This is a genomic window from Carbonicoccus niuqiaonis (assembly GCF_050157065.1).
Lineage (GTDB): Bacteria > Actinomycetota > Actinomycetes > Propionibacteriales > Propionibacteriaceae > Avipropionibacterium.
In genome coordinates this window covers 729,724-744,101 of record NZ_CP189573.1, presented here as the reverse complement: position 1 = coordinate 744,101, position 14,378 = coordinate 729,724, and the positions used below count along the sequence as shown (strand labels likewise).

12 protein-coding genes are annotated in these 14,378 nt (G+C 68.9%); 5 read left to right on the top strand and 7 right to left on the bottom strand.

Annotation, left to right across the window (positions count from 1 at the left end):
• Positions 1 to 42 precede the first annotated feature (42 nt).
• Entirely contained in the window at positions 43 to 1,689 is a 1,647-nt protein-coding gene (locus tag ACQBAU_RS03340) for a type 2 periplasmic-binding domain-containing protein (protein WP_465255195.1), read from the bottom strand.
• 219 nt (positions 1,690 to 1,908) lie between these two features.
• On the opposite strand from ACQBAU_RS03340, the gene ACQBAU_RS03335 reads away from it, so the two are divergent.
• Both ACQBAU_RS03335 and ACQBAU_RS03330 read left to right on the top strand, forming a co-directional pair.
• Entirely contained in the window at positions 1,909 to 2,880 is a 972-nt protein-coding gene (locus ACQBAU_RS03335; protein ID WP_465255196.1) for a Gfo/Idh/MocA family protein, read from the top strand.
• A gap of 83 nt (positions 2,881 to 2,963) precedes the next feature.
• A complete protein-coding gene (locus tag ACQBAU_RS03330) occupies positions 2,964 to 4,388 on the top strand; it encodes an APC family permease (protein ID WP_465255197.1) in 1,425 nt (474 codons plus the stop codon).
• Positions 4,389 to 4,395: 7 nt separating this feature from the next.
• On the opposite strand, the gene ACQBAU_RS03325 is transcribed toward ACQBAU_RS03330, so the two are convergent.
• The 4 genes from ACQBAU_RS03325 to ACQBAU_RS03310 all read right to left on the bottom strand — a co-directional run bounded on the left by ACQBAU_RS03325 (position 4,396) and on the right by ACQBAU_RS03310 (position 9,205).
• A complete protein-coding gene (locus tag ACQBAU_RS03325) occupies positions 4,396 to 6,843 on the bottom strand; it encodes a glycoside hydrolase family 65 protein (protein ID WP_465255382.1) in 2,448 nt (815 codons plus the stop codon).
• A gap of 98 nt (positions 6,844 to 6,941) precedes the next feature.
• Positions 6,942 to 7,658: an HAD family hydrolase gene (locus ACQBAU_RS03320; protein ID WP_465255198.1), complete on the bottom strand. Its 717-nt coding sequence runs from the start codon at positions 7,656 to 7,658 to the stop codon at positions 6,942 to 6,944.
• A 94-nt stretch (positions 7,659 to 7,752) separates the two neighbouring features.
• Positions 7,753 to 8,700 carry an asparaginase gene (locus tag ACQBAU_RS03315; RefSeq protein ID WP_465255199.1) on the bottom strand — a complete coding sequence of 316 codons (948 nt, stop codon included), beginning with the start codon at positions 8,698 to 8,700 and terminating at the stop codon, positions 7,753 to 7,755.
• 22 nt (positions 8,701 to 8,722) lie between these two features.
• A complete protein-coding gene (locus tag ACQBAU_RS03310; protein WP_434550238.1) occupies positions 8,723 to 9,205 on the bottom strand; it encodes a dihydrofolate reductase family protein in 483 nt (160 codons plus the stop codon).
• A 343-nt stretch (positions 9,206 to 9,548) separates the two neighbouring features.
• On the opposite strand from ACQBAU_RS03310, the gene ACQBAU_RS03305 reads away from it, so the two are divergent.
• Both ACQBAU_RS03305 and ygfZ read left to right on the top strand, forming a co-directional pair.
• Entirely contained in the window at positions 9,549 to 11,306 is a 1,758-nt protein-coding gene (locus ACQBAU_RS03305) for a DUF222 domain-containing protein (protein ID WP_465255383.1), read from the top strand.
• Between the two features lie 212 nt (positions 11,307 to 11,518).
• Entirely contained in the window at positions 11,519 to 12,535 is a 1,017-nt protein-coding gene (gene ygfZ, locus ACQBAU_RS03300; protein ID WP_465255200.1) for a CAF17-like 4Fe-4S cluster assembly/insertion protein YgfZ, read from the top strand.
• 10 nt (positions 12,536 to 12,545) lie between these two features.
• On the opposite strand, the gene ACQBAU_RS03295 is transcribed toward ygfZ, so the two are convergent.
• Both ACQBAU_RS03295 and ACQBAU_RS03290 read right to left on the bottom strand, forming a co-directional pair.
• A complete protein-coding gene (locus tag ACQBAU_RS03295; RefSeq protein WP_465255201.1) occupies positions 12,546 to 13,211 on the bottom strand; it encodes a pentapeptide repeat-containing protein in 666 nt (221 codons plus the stop codon).
• Positions 13,212 to 13,226: 15 nt separating this feature from the next.
• Complete coding sequence (locus tag ACQBAU_RS03290; protein ID WP_434550309.1) at positions 13,227 to 13,673, bottom strand: heme-binding beta-barrel domain-containing protein; 447 nt, start codon at positions 13,671 to 13,673, stop codon at positions 13,227 to 13,229.
• A gap of 216 nt (positions 13,674 to 13,889) precedes the next feature.
• Here ACQBAU_RS03290 and dtd point away from each other — a divergent pair, with 216 nt between their 5' ends.
• The gene (gene dtd, locus ACQBAU_RS03285) at positions 13,890 to 14,315 is read left to right on the top strand and encodes a D-aminoacyl-tRNA deacylase (protein WP_465255202.1); all 426 of its coding nucleotides are present in this window, start codon (positions 13,890 to 13,892) and stop codon (positions 14,313 to 14,315) included.
• Positions 14,316 to 14,378 lie beyond the last annotated feature (63 nt).

Sequence of the window (14,378 nt, the reverse complement as noted above, 5' to 3'; positions counted from 1 at the left end):
CGGGGGTTGCCGCGTACGGGTCTTTCGCCAGCCGTTGCTGTCCTACTTCGCGGCGGCAGCCTCTTCGTACTCCGCGCGGATGTCGTCGCCACCGTCGGCGAGGAACTCCTTGACCACGTTCGCCCACTCGCTGACCTGCTTGCGACCCTGGATGATGTCGCTGATCTCCTGGGTGATCTTGCGCGACAGTCCGGTCTCCTTGTCGATCGCGGTGGGCGAGTACAGTCCGTCGGCAGCGTTCAGCACCACGCTCTTGGACGCCTCGGCCTCGTAGGCACACTCGGCCTCGACGACCTCGGGGTAGCCGGCCGAGTAGTTGAACGCGGGTGTCCCGGGGAACAGTGTGATCGGGAAGATCTCGTTCGGGGCGTGTTCGGTCGACACGATCTGACCGTCACTGTCGATGTTGAAGTCGTAGCCCTCCTTGCCGTGCTGCACGGTGAGGTACTCCGCACTGCCGAAGGGGGACGCGAAGTAGTTCAGCATGCGCAGCACGGTCCTGGCGTGGTCGGGGTCGATTCCCTTGCGGAGCGCGAAGAGCGAGTCCCCGGCACCGGTGATGCGGGTCGGCGCGTTGCCACCACCGTCGACCAGCGGGGGCACGACCGGCTTCACCGTCAGGGTGGGGGCGCCGGGAGTGTAGAGCGGCATGGCCTTGGTGAAGCCGGCCCCGCCGACCTCGTACAGCAGGAACGACGGCTTCTGGAACTCGGGCATCCGGTTGGCGTTCACGAACGACTCGGGGTGGAACAGCCCCTCGGCCCACATGCTGGTGACGAACTCGAGGTACTCGGTGAAGCGCGGCGACTCGATCTCGTGCCGGAACCCCTGATCGGTCTGCTCCCACTCGTTCGGCAACGAGAACATCGCCTTGAAGAACGTCGCGGTCGGCTGCCGCATCGCGAAGAGGCCGGCCTCCCGGTCGGTGATCTCCCGACACAGCGCCAAGAACTCCTCACCGTCACTGAACACCGGCTCGATGCCCAGTTCGGCCAAGGTGTCGGTCCGGGCCTGCAGCCGGGAACTGATCGGCACCACGGGGCGGGAGATGCCACGGATGGACCCGTCGAACACGGTCTGCTCCCAGGCCGCCGTGGCGAAGTTGGCCAACCCCGGGTACTCGGCGATCGCGTCACCGGACACGTACTCGGTGATGTCTTCGAACTTGGCCTCCAGCACCTGCCCCAGCCGGGGCAGTTTCGGCAGCGACATCACGTCGGGCAGGTCGTTGCCGGCGATCATGGTCTGCACCTTGGGCAGGAACTCCGCCCCCTTCACCCACGAAATGTCGAAGGTGATGCCGGTCTGCTCGTTGACGTTCATCCACCACTGGTTCTGTTCCATCGGCGGCGACTTGCTGATGCTCGTCTGCCCGAAGGCGGTGACGGTCTTCGTCCCGTCGCCGGGCTTCTCCGGCACCACCGAGACCGGCGACTCCGGATACCGCAGGAACCCGGGAATGCAGTACTCGTTGGGCGACTCGATGTCGGCGGCCACGTCGATCTGGGTGTACGTGGGCAGCGTGACGCCCGAGGTGTTCGGCTCGCCGCCGTTCCCGGAGCCGTTGCCGGCTCCGGTGCCCTCGCCGTTCGGGCCGCACCCGGCGAGCACTGCGGCACCTGCCGCCCCGGCAGCTCCGCCGAGCAGGGTCCGTCGGGAGAACGGGTGGCCGGTCCTGGGGTTGATCATGGAATTCTCCTGTCGGCCGCGCCGTCGCGGCGGGATGTAACGGAACACGTTGCAGACGAGATGGGCAGACCGACTGGGGTCGCGGCACTGGGGGACCATCTTCATTAGGGATAAAGTGCGAACTAATGCGAGGTTAGGCCCGCCGTCATGGACACGTCAAGGGTCAGTCGCCAGATCCCGTACGATCACCCGCACTCGAGATGGACCGACGGAGGAACCATGATCGACATCGGGATCATCGGCTGCGGCGGGTTGGGCAAGGTGCACGCCGACGCCCTGACGCAGGTGCCGGACGCCCGGGTGGTGGCGCTGTGCGACCCGGTCCCGGGGGCTGCGGAACGGGTGCGCGACGCCAGTGCCCCCGAGGCGGCCTGCAGCACCGATCCGGAGCAGCTGCTCGCCGACGACCGGCTTGCTGCGATCTGGATCGCCACCCCCAACGACAGCCACGCCGACCTGGCGATCCGGGCGCTGTCGGCGGGCAAGCACGTGTTCGTGGAGAAGCCGTTGGCCCGCACCGCCGAGGAGTGCGCGGCGATCATGGCCGCGGCCGATGCGGCGGACCGGTTGGTGATGGCCGGCTACAAGATGCGGTTCTTCGAGATGATCACCAAGGCCCGGGAGCTGGTGCCCGACCCGATCTCGGTCCACGTCCAGGTGTTGGACGGACGTTGGCCCGATGACCGCTGGGTCAACGATCCCGCCAGCGGCGGCGGCAACGTGGCGGCCCAGGGCTGCCACGGGACCGACCTGATCCGCCACCTGGTCGGCAAGGATCCGCGCGAGGTGTACGCCGTGGGCGGACCGTTCTACTCCACCCGGGTCACCACCAACCTGTCGGCGGTCTACCGGTTCGACGACGACGTGTCCGCGACGCTCACCGTCGGCGACGCCGACACCCCGCCCGCGACGTCGAAGTTCTTCGCCCAGTTGGTCGGTGACGGTGTGTCGGCCACCTGCAGCAGTCGACTCACCGAGCTGACCTTCCACCGGACCGGGCACGAACCCGAGGTGTTCCGCGGCCCGGAGGTGCCGTGGCACGTCGAGGACGCGGCGTTCTGCGCCGCGATCACCGCCGGCGGCCCGTCGCCGATCGACGCCCGGGACGGCTGGTACGCCACCGCGATGACCGAGTTCGCCATCACCTCGGCCACCGAGCACCGACCCGTGGAGATCACGATTCCCGGCTGATCGAGGGCTTCGGTGCTTGCCCGACCGCGTGGACATGCGCGACAGTGTGGGGAGCACTCTGTCCCGGAGCCACTGGAGGCCACGTGTCGGCATCACTCCACGAAACCGAGGAGACGACGGACGATCAGCCGGAGCTGAAGCGGGTCATCGGACCCAAACTGCTGCTGCTGTTCATCGTGGGAGACATCCTCGGCACAGGCATCTATGCCGTCACCGGCAATGTCGCCCAAGAGGTCGGCGGCGCGGTCTGGCTACCGTTCCTGATCGCCTTCGCGGTCGCCACGCTCACCGCGTGCTCCTACCTCGAACTCGTCACCAAGTACCCCCAGGCGGCCGGAGCGGCCCTGTACACCCACAAGGCGTTCGGGCTGCACTTCCTCACCTTCTTGGTGTGCTTCGTGGTGATGTCGTCCGGCATCACCTCGGCCTCCACGGCGGCCCGCGCCTTCGCGGCCAACTTCGAGGCCATGATCAACGTCATCGTCGGCTGGTTCGGCGGGACGACGTACGAGGCGCCCGACCTGGTGATCACGCTGATGGCGATCGGGTTCATCCTGCTGATCGCGGTGATCAACCTGCGCGGTGTCGCCGAGGGCGTCTACACCAACATCGTGTTGACCTGTGTCGAGTTGAGCGGCCTGGTGCTGGTGATCTTCGTCGGCGTGTACGCGATGAGCCAGGGCCGCGCCGACTTCTCCCGGGTCGTGATGTTCGACACCGCCGAGGACAAGAGCATCTTCGTCGCCGTCAACACCGCGACCGCGCTGGCGTTCTTCGCCATGGTCGGGTTCGAGGACTCGGTCAACATGGCCGAGGAGACGAAGAACCCCGAGAAGATCTTCCCCAAGATCATGCTGTCGGGCATCGGCATCACCGGCCTGATCTACGTGCTGGTGTCGATCTCCACGATCGCGCTGGTCCCGGCCGGCGAGCTCAGTGAGGGGGCCCCGCTGCTCACCGTCGTGCGGGTCGGCGCACCCGACCTGCCGATCGACCAGATCTTCCCGCTGATCTCGATGATGGCGGTGGCCAACTCGGCGTTGATCAACATGATGATGGCCAGCCGCCTGCTGTACGGCATGGCGCGCCAGCGGGTGCTGCCGGGGGTGCTCAAGCGGGTCCTGCCCGGTCGGCGTACGCCGTGGGTGGCGATCCTGTTCACCACCGTGCTGGCGGTGCTGCTGATCACCTTCGTCAGTCGGATCTCCAACCTCGGTGGCACCACCTCGCTGATGCTGCTGGCCGTGTTCACCATCGTCAACGTCGCCTGCCTGGTGCTGCGGCGCGACAAGGTCGATCGCTCACACTTCAAGACCCCGACGGTGCTGGCCGTCCTGGGGGCCGTGAGCTGCGCCTTCCTGCTGGGCCCGTGGCGTGACGTCAGCCAGTACGTGATCGCGCTGATCCTGCTCGGCGTGGGCGTCGTGCTGTGGGCCATCACCTGGTTCATCAACCGGGCGCTGTACGCCCGCCGGACCTACCTGAAGGACCCGACCGAGCTGGAGTGACCGGACCTCATTCGGTCGGGTGTCCGCTGCCCAGCACGGTGCCGTCAGCCTTCCGGCCGTTGATCACCGGCGTCGCCCCGAGGGTGCCGGGGAGTTCCTCGCCCTGGCCCTCGAGCGGGTGGCTCACCTCGGCGCCGCCGGCGACGACCACCTCCCGTTCCCGGACCCACACGGTGACAGCGGCCTCGCCCTCGTTGTGGAAGGTGATCAGGTCACGGCGCAGGGTCACCGCCACCTGGTTGCCCTGCAACTGCAACGAGAACCGCAGCTCCTCCCAGTTCTGGGGCAGCCGGGGGTCGAAGTTCATCGTGCCGTGGTGGTCGCGCAGGCCGCCGAAGCCGTACACCAGCGTCGCCCAGACCCCACCGGTGGAGGCGACGTGGACGCCGTCGGTCGCGTTGTGGTGCAGGTCGGCCAGGTCGACGAACAACGAGTCGTGGAAGTAGTCGAGCGCCATCTCGTGGTACCCGACCTCGGAGGCGATGATCGACTGCACCACCGCCGACAGCGTGGAGTCGCCGGTGGTGATCGGGTCGTAGTACTCGAAGTCGGCCCGCTTCTCCTCCAGCGTGAACTGATCACCCTGCAGGAACAGCGCCATGCACACGTCGGCCTGCTTGATCACCTGGAACCGGTAGATCACCAACGGGTGGTAGTGCAACAGCAGCGGCCGCTTGGCCGACGGCGTCTGACTCAGGTCCCACACCTCGTGGTCGAGGAAGTGCTCGTCCTGGGGGTGGATGCCGAATCCCTCGTCGAACGGGATCATCATCGCCATCGCGGCGCGGTCCCACTCGACGACCTCCTGCTCGGTCAGGCCGAGCCGCTTGACCATCCGCTCGTACGCCTCGGGTCGGGTCTGCTCCATCCGGCGGACGACCTCGGCCGCCTTGCTGAGGTTGTAGCGGGCCATCACGTTGGTGAACAGGTTGTTGTCGACCACCGCGGTGTACTCGTCCGGGCCGGTCACCCCGTGGATCTCGAACACCTGTTGGCCGTTGTGCCGCCAGAACCCGAGGTCCTCCCACAGCCGTGCGGTCTCGACCAGAATGTCGATCCCCTCGCGCTCCATGAAGTCGTCGTCGCCGGTGGCATGGGCGTACCGGGTCAGCGCGAACGCGATGTCGGCGTTGATGTGGTACTGCGCGGTGCCCGCTGCGTAGTAGGCACTCGCCTCCTCGCCGTTGATGGTCCGCCAGGGGAACAGTGCACCCCGCTGGGCGAGCTCCTCGGCGCGCTGCCGAGCGGCGTCGAGCATCTGGTAGCGGAACCGCAACGCGTTCCGCGCGGTCGCCGGCGTGGTGTAGGTCAGGAACGGCATCACATAGATCTCGGTGTCCCAGAAGTAGTGGCCCTCGTACCCACTGCCGGTCATCCCCTTGGCCGGGATGCCACTCTGCTCGGCCCGCGCCGAGGCCTGCACCAGTTGGAACAGGTTCCACCGGATCGCCTGCTGCAACGCAGGGTGGCCCGGCACCTGGACGTCGGCCCGCGACCAGAAGTCGGCCAGGAACTCCCGCTGCTGATCGAAGTAGCGTTCCTGCCCGAACCCAGCAACCCGATCGAGGGTACGGACGCAGCGATCGATCAGCTCGCGTGCCGGCACCCCCTTGGAGGTGTGGTAGCTGACCACCTTCGTCAGCGAGATCCGCTGCCCCGGCTGCGCATCCATCCGGTAGACCACCTTGGCCGAGTCGGCGGCGGCGTTGGCGAACACCTCGTACTCACAGTCGGTCTCCATCACGTGGTCGACACCGACGCCGAGGGTCATCCGCGAGTTGGCGCACCGGTAGCCCATCAGGATCCGGTGGTCGTCGTCGTCGGTGGACGTGATCGGCTCCAGCACTCGCTCGGTGAACTGACCGGCCTTGCGGGGGTCACGCCCCTCGCCCATCGCGTCGGCCTTCACGTGGTACTCGTCGGTGCCGTCCTGCCGGTTCAGCACCTGGGAGGAGATCACCACCGGCGCCGCGGCGTCGAGCACGGTCACCTCCATGGTCAGCATCGCGACGTGGCGCTGGGTGAACGACACCATCCGACGGGTCCGCACCTCCACCCGCTTGCCCGACGGCGTCCGCCAGACCAGATCGCGTCGCAGCACCCCGGTGTCGAAGTCCAGCGACCGCTCGTAGCTCTCCAGGTCGGCCTCGGCGATCAGCAGCGGCTCGTCGTCGACGTACAGCTTGATCACCTTGGTGTCGGGCACGTTGACGATGGTCTGCCCGGTCCGCGCGAAGCCGTACGCCTCCTCGGCGTGGTAGATCGGCCAGGTCTCGTGGAAGCCGTTGATGAAGGTGCCGTGACTGTGGGTCTCGCGGCCCTCCTCCGGCGTACCGCGCATGCCGAGGTAGCCGTTGCCGACCGAGAAGCAGGTCTCGGTGCTGCCCATCGCCTCCCGGCTGGGGAACGCCTCGGTCCACGACCACTCGCGGATCGGGAACCTGGTCCGGTCGATCGGGTCGGCCCGGTTGACGTGCTCGGCCGGTGCGGCGGCCTGGCCGAAGCCCTCCCCCGACGACGTGCTGTGGGTACCCACCTGCGAACCCTCCCCGGTCACAGTTCGATCAGTCGGTCGAGGTCGTCGACCACCCGGTCCGCGCCGGCCTCGGTGAGGGCCTGCTGCCCGGCGCCGCGGTCCACCCCGACCACCAGGCCGAAGTTGCCCGCCCGACCGGCCCGCACGCCCGACACCGCGTCCTCGACCACCACACAGCGGTCGACGGCCGCGCCGACCCGTTCGGCGGCGACGACGAAGGTGTCAGGCTCCGGTTTGCCGGCGATCCCCTCGGCATCGGCGACCTCCCCGTCGATGATCACCTCGAAGCGGTCGATCAGCCCGGCGGCGGTCAGTACGGCGCGGGCGTTGCGCGACGACGAGACCACCGCGACCGCCACATCGGTGTCGGCCAGCGCGTCGAGCAGCCGGACCGACCCCGGGAACGCGTCGATGCCCTCGGTGCGCAACACCTCGTTGAAGAAGTCATTCTTGCGGTTGCCGAGCCCGCAGACGGTCTGCTCGCTGGGATGGTCGGCCGGGGTCCCCTCCGGCAACGTGATGTCACGCGAGGCGAGGAAGGTGCGTACCCCCTCGTACCGGGGCCGACCGTCGATGTGGTCGTAGTAGTCGGCCTCGGTGTACGGCGTGGCGTCACCGCGCTGCGCCAGGAAGTCGGTGAACAACTGCGCCCACGCCCGTCGGTGGACCTCGGCGGTTGGCGTCAGCACGCCGTCGAGGTCGAACAGCACTGCATCGAAGTCAGACCACGTCACATTCGCTGAGCCTAGTGGACGTTCGGCCACCCGGACGCATTCACCCGTGTGCTCGTCGAGTTCACCCGTGCGCCCGTTGAGACGTCCGTACGCATCAGGGAAGCTCGGCCAGCCGGATCTCGCCGACGCGGTCGCCGTGACCGAGCACCGGCATCCGACGGTGCTCGGTCAGCGTCGGGTGCTCGTGCCCCAGGCGTTGCAGCACCGCTGCCGCGATCGCCGGGATGGCGCGGGCACCGCCGTCGGCGATCTTGATCGCAATTCCGGTGCCGTCGGGCAGGCCGATGCCCTGACAGGCCTCGGCACCGCCCTTGCACACCAACCCGGGAATGGCCGCGTGCAGTTCGCGCTCGCGGTGTCGCGTACCCGACACCATCTCCGGATGGGCCTGGTACGCGTCGGCGACGGCCTTGGCCGGCCCATCCGCGGCAGCGGCCAGCCGGCCGAACGCGCGCGCCATCCCGGCCAGCGTGAGCGACCACAGCGGTGCCCCGCAGCCGTCGACGGCCACGTCCTGGGGCACCTCCCCCGACAACTCCCCGATCGCTTCCCGACAGGCGACCTGGACGGGGTGCTGCGGGTCCCGGTAGGTGGCGATGTCGAGTCCGGCGCGGACCGCGGTGGTCAGCATGGCGGCGTGCTTGCCCGAACAGTTCTGGGTCAACGACGACGGCCCGTGGCCCGCAGCTGCCCAGGCGGCGGCAGCCGCCGCGTCCATCGGCATGTCGGGGGTGTTCTGCAGGGCCGACTCGTCGAGTCCGGCGGCCTCGAGCATCCGGCGTACGCCGTCGACGTGGATCGCCTCTCCGGCGTGCGAGGCACCCGACAGCGCCAGCAGGTCACCGGTGACGTCCAGTCCGAGGCCGAGCATCCCGACCACCTGCATCGGCTTGTTGGCCGAGCGGGGGTACATCCGCCTCCCGACCGCACCGGCTTCGTACTGCACCGTGGCGTCGGGGCCGACCACGACCACGCGGGCACGATGCACGCTCTCGACGAACCCTGCCCTGACGACTTCCACGATCACCGGATCACTGCTCACCGAACCAACCCTAGTCGCCGACCTATCGACGCCGAGGACCTGCGCCCTCGGGGATCTCGCCGTGGACGTGCGGCGCGTAGGTGAGCTTCACCGTCCGTCCGTCCAGCACCGTGGTGTCGATGAGGTCCAGGTCGAACTCCGCCCCGTCGTCGAACAGCGCGGCGTAGCCGGCGCGGCCGGTGATCGCGGGGAACACCATGACCTCGAGCCGGTCGACGAGTCCGGCAGCCAGCAGTGCGCGGTTCAGCGTGATGCTGCCGTGGGAGCGCATCGGTACGTCGGTGGTGCGCTTGAGTCGCTCGACCGCGGTCACCGCATCCTCATGGAGGACCGTCGAGTTCTCCCAGCCCGGATTCTCCGGGTCGAGCGTGCTCGAGAACACGATCTTCGGCAGTTCGTTCAGGCTCTGGTAGTACGGCTCGTCGTACTCCTTGACGTACGTACGGAACTCCCTGAACGTCGTCGCGCCGAAGATGAGCACCTGCTGCTGCGCGAAGGTACGCACCCGGTCCTCACGGATCTCCGGGCCTTCCTTGCCCCGTAGCCCGGCCAGCCCCTCGCGGAGCCGCGGCCATCGAGGCTGCAGAAGAAGTCGACGGTCAAGGTGGTGCTCATGGGTGTGCTCCCTCGCTCGGGCCACCCCCGCGGGTGGCTTTCACCTTCTCCACGATCACCGGCGCCGTGTTTCGACAGCGCGCCGCACGGATCCCATCACTTCGACGGTGTTGGTCTGTCGCGTTGCGGGAGGCAGATCGGCGGGCTGAACGCTGTCGACCGTGGGTCTCCGGCGGGTGCTGTGAGCGTTCCGTCGATTCTTGTCGTGAGCGAGGTCTAGTATCGAACACGTGATGCATTACTCGGGTCCTGAGGGTGGTGCGCCGTTCGATGCGGCGGACCCGTGGGACGACGTGCCCGACGACGAACCACCGCCCCGGCTGCCACCGTTGACCCCGGAACTGGTGGTCAGTCAGCTGACCGGCGGCCGTCGGCTGCGGATGGCGACGCAGTGCAACGAGCTGATCAGTGCGACCGATTGGGCTGACCTCCATCCCGGCGAAACCCTCCCCACCACGACGGCGGCGGGCGTGGGGCCGGGGGCGGAGCGGGCCGTACGGCTGGGTGGGGACGGCACCCCGCTGGTGGCGGAGTTCGCCGCCGCGGAGCTCGCGGCATTGGTGCACTCCTCGAGTTGGGCCGGGGCCCGGCTGATCGGGGACGCGCTCGACCTGCGGCACCGGTTGCCGCGGCTGTGGCGGCGGATCTGTGAGACGGAGATCGAGGCGTGGCAGGCCCGCCGGATCGCCCAGGCCACCCGCCACCTGACCAAGCACGAAGCCGGATACGTGGACGCCGCGGTCGCCGACCTGCTCGGTCGGCTCCCGTGGGGACGGCTCCAAGCGTTGGTGGATGCGGCGATCATCGAAGCGAACCCCGACCTCGCCGCCCAGCTCGCCGACCTGGTCGGGAAGGCCGACAAGAAGGTCCATGTCGGCCAGTCCGACGACCACGGCCTCACCACCGTCTACGCCCGGGTCGATGCTGCCGCGGGGATCTGGCTCGACGCGATCATCGACCGACTCGCCGACCTCCTCGCCGCTCAGGGTGACGAGTCGAGCAAGGACAACCGCCGTGCGACCGCATTGGGCCTGCTTGCGCATCCCGCGAGAGCCATCCAACTCCTCACCGCACCCACCCCGAACACGGAAGGCGAAGCCAGCGCCGACGAAGCAGCCGGGACCGACGCCGGTGCTGGCGGCGATGCCACGGCGAGCGGGACGGCGGGAACGACCGACGGCACATCCAACGACCACACAGGGACTGCGGGCAGGACCCGGCCAGACGACGACGCCCGGCCCAGCGCCAGCCCGCACGGACCTGGTGCCGCCGGCGACCGCGGTCCCACGGGCAGCCTTGCCGGGCCCGACTTGGCCGATGGCATCGATGCGCCCGAGCCCGGCCTGCTCGACGACCCCGGGCCACCCGAACCCGACCTCGACCCCGACGGACCGGGCACCCCGGGTCGGCCGTTGACCGAGGCCGAGATCATCGCCGCCGTGCGACGGCTCGACCCGGCCAAACTCCGACCCCGCGTCCTGCTGAACCTCCACCTGGCCGAACAGACCGTCCGCACCGGCACCGGAGTCGCCCGCACCGACGGGCTCGGACCCCAGGCAGCCGACACCGTGCGCGCATGGTTGGGTGACTGCACCATCCTGCTCCGACCCGTCATCGACCTCCCCGCCGGGCTCACCCCGGTCGACGCGTACGAGATCCCCCAAGCAATGCGCGACCACGTCCGGCTCCGGCAACCCGTCAGCAGCTTCCCCTTCGCCGCCAGCCGCGGCAAGCTCGACCTCGACCACACCATCCCCTACCGAGCCGGTTGCGGTCCCGGGCAGACCCGGATCGCCAACCTGGCGCCACTGTCCCGGCTGGAGCACCGACTGGTGACCCACGGTGACTGGTCGCGTCGACAACCCGAGCCCGGCACACTGTTGTTCCGGGCACCCCACGGCCACATCTACCTGGTCGACCACAACGGCACACACCCACTCGGCACCACCAGCTTTGCCCAGGCCGTGTGGAACACCGCCACGCCCGAATGACCCGGCACGACCAGGTGTCACCGGGCACGACCAGTGACCGCCGGGCCCAGGCCAAGCAGGCGGGCCCGGGCGGCCGTACCCCTTGAGCCCGGCTCACCGAACGAACACGCGGTGAGCCGGGCTGCCAGCCTGCCCCAACGGTCGCCCGGGTACGACCACGGGCGGGCCGAACCGATCTGCCCGGGTCAGGCACGGCGACGTAGGCTCGATACGTGCGTGACAACACTTCTGGCAGCAGTCCGGTGCTCAACGAGCACGGCCCCGACCTGGGTGCCCCGTGGCACTACGGCAGTCCGATGGTCGAGCAACGCGAACTCGCGCAGGGCCGCGGCAGCGTCGACCGGTCGCACCGTCCGGTGATCACCGTCACCGGGCCTGATCGGCTCGGCTGGCTCCACTCCCTCAGCACCCAACACCTCGAACAGTTGGCGCCGGGGGTGGCAACCACGGCGCTGCTGCTGTCACCCCACGGCCACGTCGAACACGTGATGTACGGGGTCGACGACGGTGAGACGTTCTGGCTGCACACCGAGCCGGGCCGGGCCGCCGAGTTGGTGCAGTTCCTCGACTCGATGCGGTTCATGATGCGGGTGGAGGTGACCGACCGCTCCGACGAGTACGGCCTGGTGTGGCGGCCGGGTCCGGCGCCGGTCGGTGACGACCCACCAACCGGCGCCGTGGTCCGTACGGCATCGGCTGCCGCACCGCTGCCGGACCTGTTGGGTGGGCAGGAGGTGATCGTGCCGCGATCGGCGGTGCCGGAAGCACTGACCGAACCGCCCGCCGGGACGTGGGCGTACGAGGCGTTGCGGATCGCTGCCGGGGTGGCCCGGGTCGGTGTGGACACCGACGCCCGCACCCTGCCCAACGAGGCCGGATTCCTGGACGGGGCGGTACACCTCGACAAGGGCTGCTACCGCGGCCAGGAGACCGTCGCCCGAGTGCACAACCTGGGCCGCCCGCCGCGTCGCCTGGTGCTGTTGCACCTCGACGGGTCGGTGGAGCAGTTGCCCGAGGTCGGCGCCCCGCTGACCGTGGGCGACCCCACCGGTCGGCCGATCGGCGTGGTCGGTTCATCCGCCCGGCACCACGAGCTCGGGCCGATCGCCCTCGGCCTGGTGAAGCGCAACGTGCCGGTGACCGACACCCTGCTCAGTGGTGAGATCGCCGCCGGTCAGGAAGTGCTGGTGGACCCGGAGATCGGGCTCCACGTGAAGGCCCGCCTCTGACCGGCGCCCCTCAGCCGAGGGTGATGCCCAATCCTTCGGCGAGCGGCCCGACCAGGGCCAGCCGGTCCATCGGGTCGGTGTGGCTGATCGTGGCACCGCGCAGGTTGGCGATGCCGGTGACGCCGTCGAAGCGGCAGTCGGTGAAGCGGGCCTGTCGGACGTTCGCCTGCGCGAACTCGACCCCACTCAGGTCACAGTCGACGAACTCGACCTCGGCGAACGTGGCACCGGTGAAGTCGGCCCGGGCCAACCGGCAGCCGGTGAACCGCACCCTGGTCAAGGTGGCGAACCGCCAGCTCGAGGACTCCGCCAGGACGGTGTCGAGCTCGACGAGCCGCAACGTGGCGGCGGCGAGCTGCACCCCGCTCATCCGGGATTCGGTGATCCGCGTACTGGTCCAGCTGGACTCCGCAGCCTGCACCAACGCCAGGTCGCAGGTGACGAACTCGGACTGCGACACCGACAACTTGCGCAGCTCACTCCCCGACCAGCTGGCACCGGTCCACCGGCAACCCTCGACATCGACCAGCTCGGCCACCGAATCGGCCAGGTCGACCTCGGTGACGGCCAGTCCGGACAACAGGGCGTCGTCGGCGAGCGCGACGTCGCCGGTCGACGTCAGGGCGTCGAGTTGCGGTTCGACGCGGAACGGCTTCGGCGCACGAGAGGTCGCCATCGATCGAGCCCGGTGTCAGTTGCCGGTGCGGGCCAGTCGGGCCCACTGGTGCGTCTGCAGCGGCTGGTCACCCTGTGCCTTGTCGAAGGTCCACAGCAGGTCGCCCTCCACGTTGCCGTACAGCCGCTGGCCGGCGGTGTACTCCTGGGCCGTGGCGGTACGGGCGACCGCGTCGGTGGTCAGCTCCACCTTGGCGCCGGTGATCTTGCCGTACCAGATCTCGGCGATGCCCTCGGGATGGCACATCACGACCTCGATCGCGCCGTCGGCCTGCGGCCGCCAGAAGCCGGTCTCCATGCTGAGCGGTTCGGTCGCGACGCCTTCGCCGTTCATCCGGAACGTCTGGGACAGGAAGTGCAGGTAGTTGCCGCCGTTCTGCGCGATGTCGAGCTGCTGCCCGAACTCGAGCTCATCCTCACCCGGCCAGACACTCTTGCCGACGCCCTCCCAGCGCCCGATCATCCACGCCAGTCCGAACAGCTTCTCGTCGAGGCCTTCCGGAATCTCGAACACCTAGTCCCCTTCGTCGTCACGTCGTGGGTGCCGCCACAGCTGGACGAGCCACGCTGCTGCAGCGAGGCCCACGGCCACGGTGGCCGCGACCAAGACACCCACGGGAATCCACTCCACCCGGCGAGTGTAGTGGGAGCAGCCAGCGGAACCGCCTACCGTGGGCGCGTGCGAGTGGTGGTGCAGCGGGCACGACGTGCCGAGGTCCGGGTCGACGGTGAGGTGGTGGGCCGGATCGACCGTCCCGGCCTGGTGGCGTTGGTGGGGGTGACCCACGACGACACCGCCGCCGACGCCGACGGGTTGGCCGAGAAGCTGTGGCAGCTGCGGATCCTCGACGACGAACGGTCCGCGGCCACCACCGGTGCCCCGGTGCTGGTAGTCAGCCAGTTCACGCTGTACGCCAACACGCGCAAGGGTCGCCGTCCGTCCTGGCAGGCGGCAGCTCCCCGCGAGGTCAGCGAGCCGTTGGTTGCGGCCTTCGTCGATGCACTGCGCAGCCGCGGCGCGGAGGTGGCGACCGGGGTGTTCGGAGCCCAGATGGAGGTCGACCTGGTCAATGACGGTCCGGTGACCCTGATCCTCGACTCATGATCAACACGGCACGTGATCAACACGACTCATGATCAACACGACTGATGATCGACACGACTCGTG

Excerpts from the sequence above, each read along its gene's own strand:
- ACQBAU_RS03340 (WP_465255195.1), bottom strand. The coding sequence starts at position 1,689 with ATGATCAACCCCAGGACCGGCCACCCGTTCTCCCGACGGACCCTGCTC.
- ACQBAU_RS03335 (WP_465255196.1), top strand. The coding sequence starts at position 1,909 with ATGATCGACATCGGGATCATCGGCTGCGGCGGGTTGGGCAAGGTGCAC.
- ACQBAU_RS03305 (WP_465255383.1), top strand. The coding sequence starts at position 9,549 with ATGCATTACTCGGGTCCTGAGGGTGGTGCGCCGTTCGATGCGGCGGAC.
- ACQBAU_RS03295 (WP_465255201.1), bottom strand. The coding sequence starts at position 13,211 with ATGGCGACCTCTCGTGCGCCGAAGCCGTTCCGCGTCGAACCGCAACTC.
- ACQBAU_RS03290 (WP_434550309.1), bottom strand. The coding sequence starts at position 13,673 with ATGATCGGGCGCTGGGAGGGCGTCGGCAAGAGTGTCTGGCCGGGTGAG.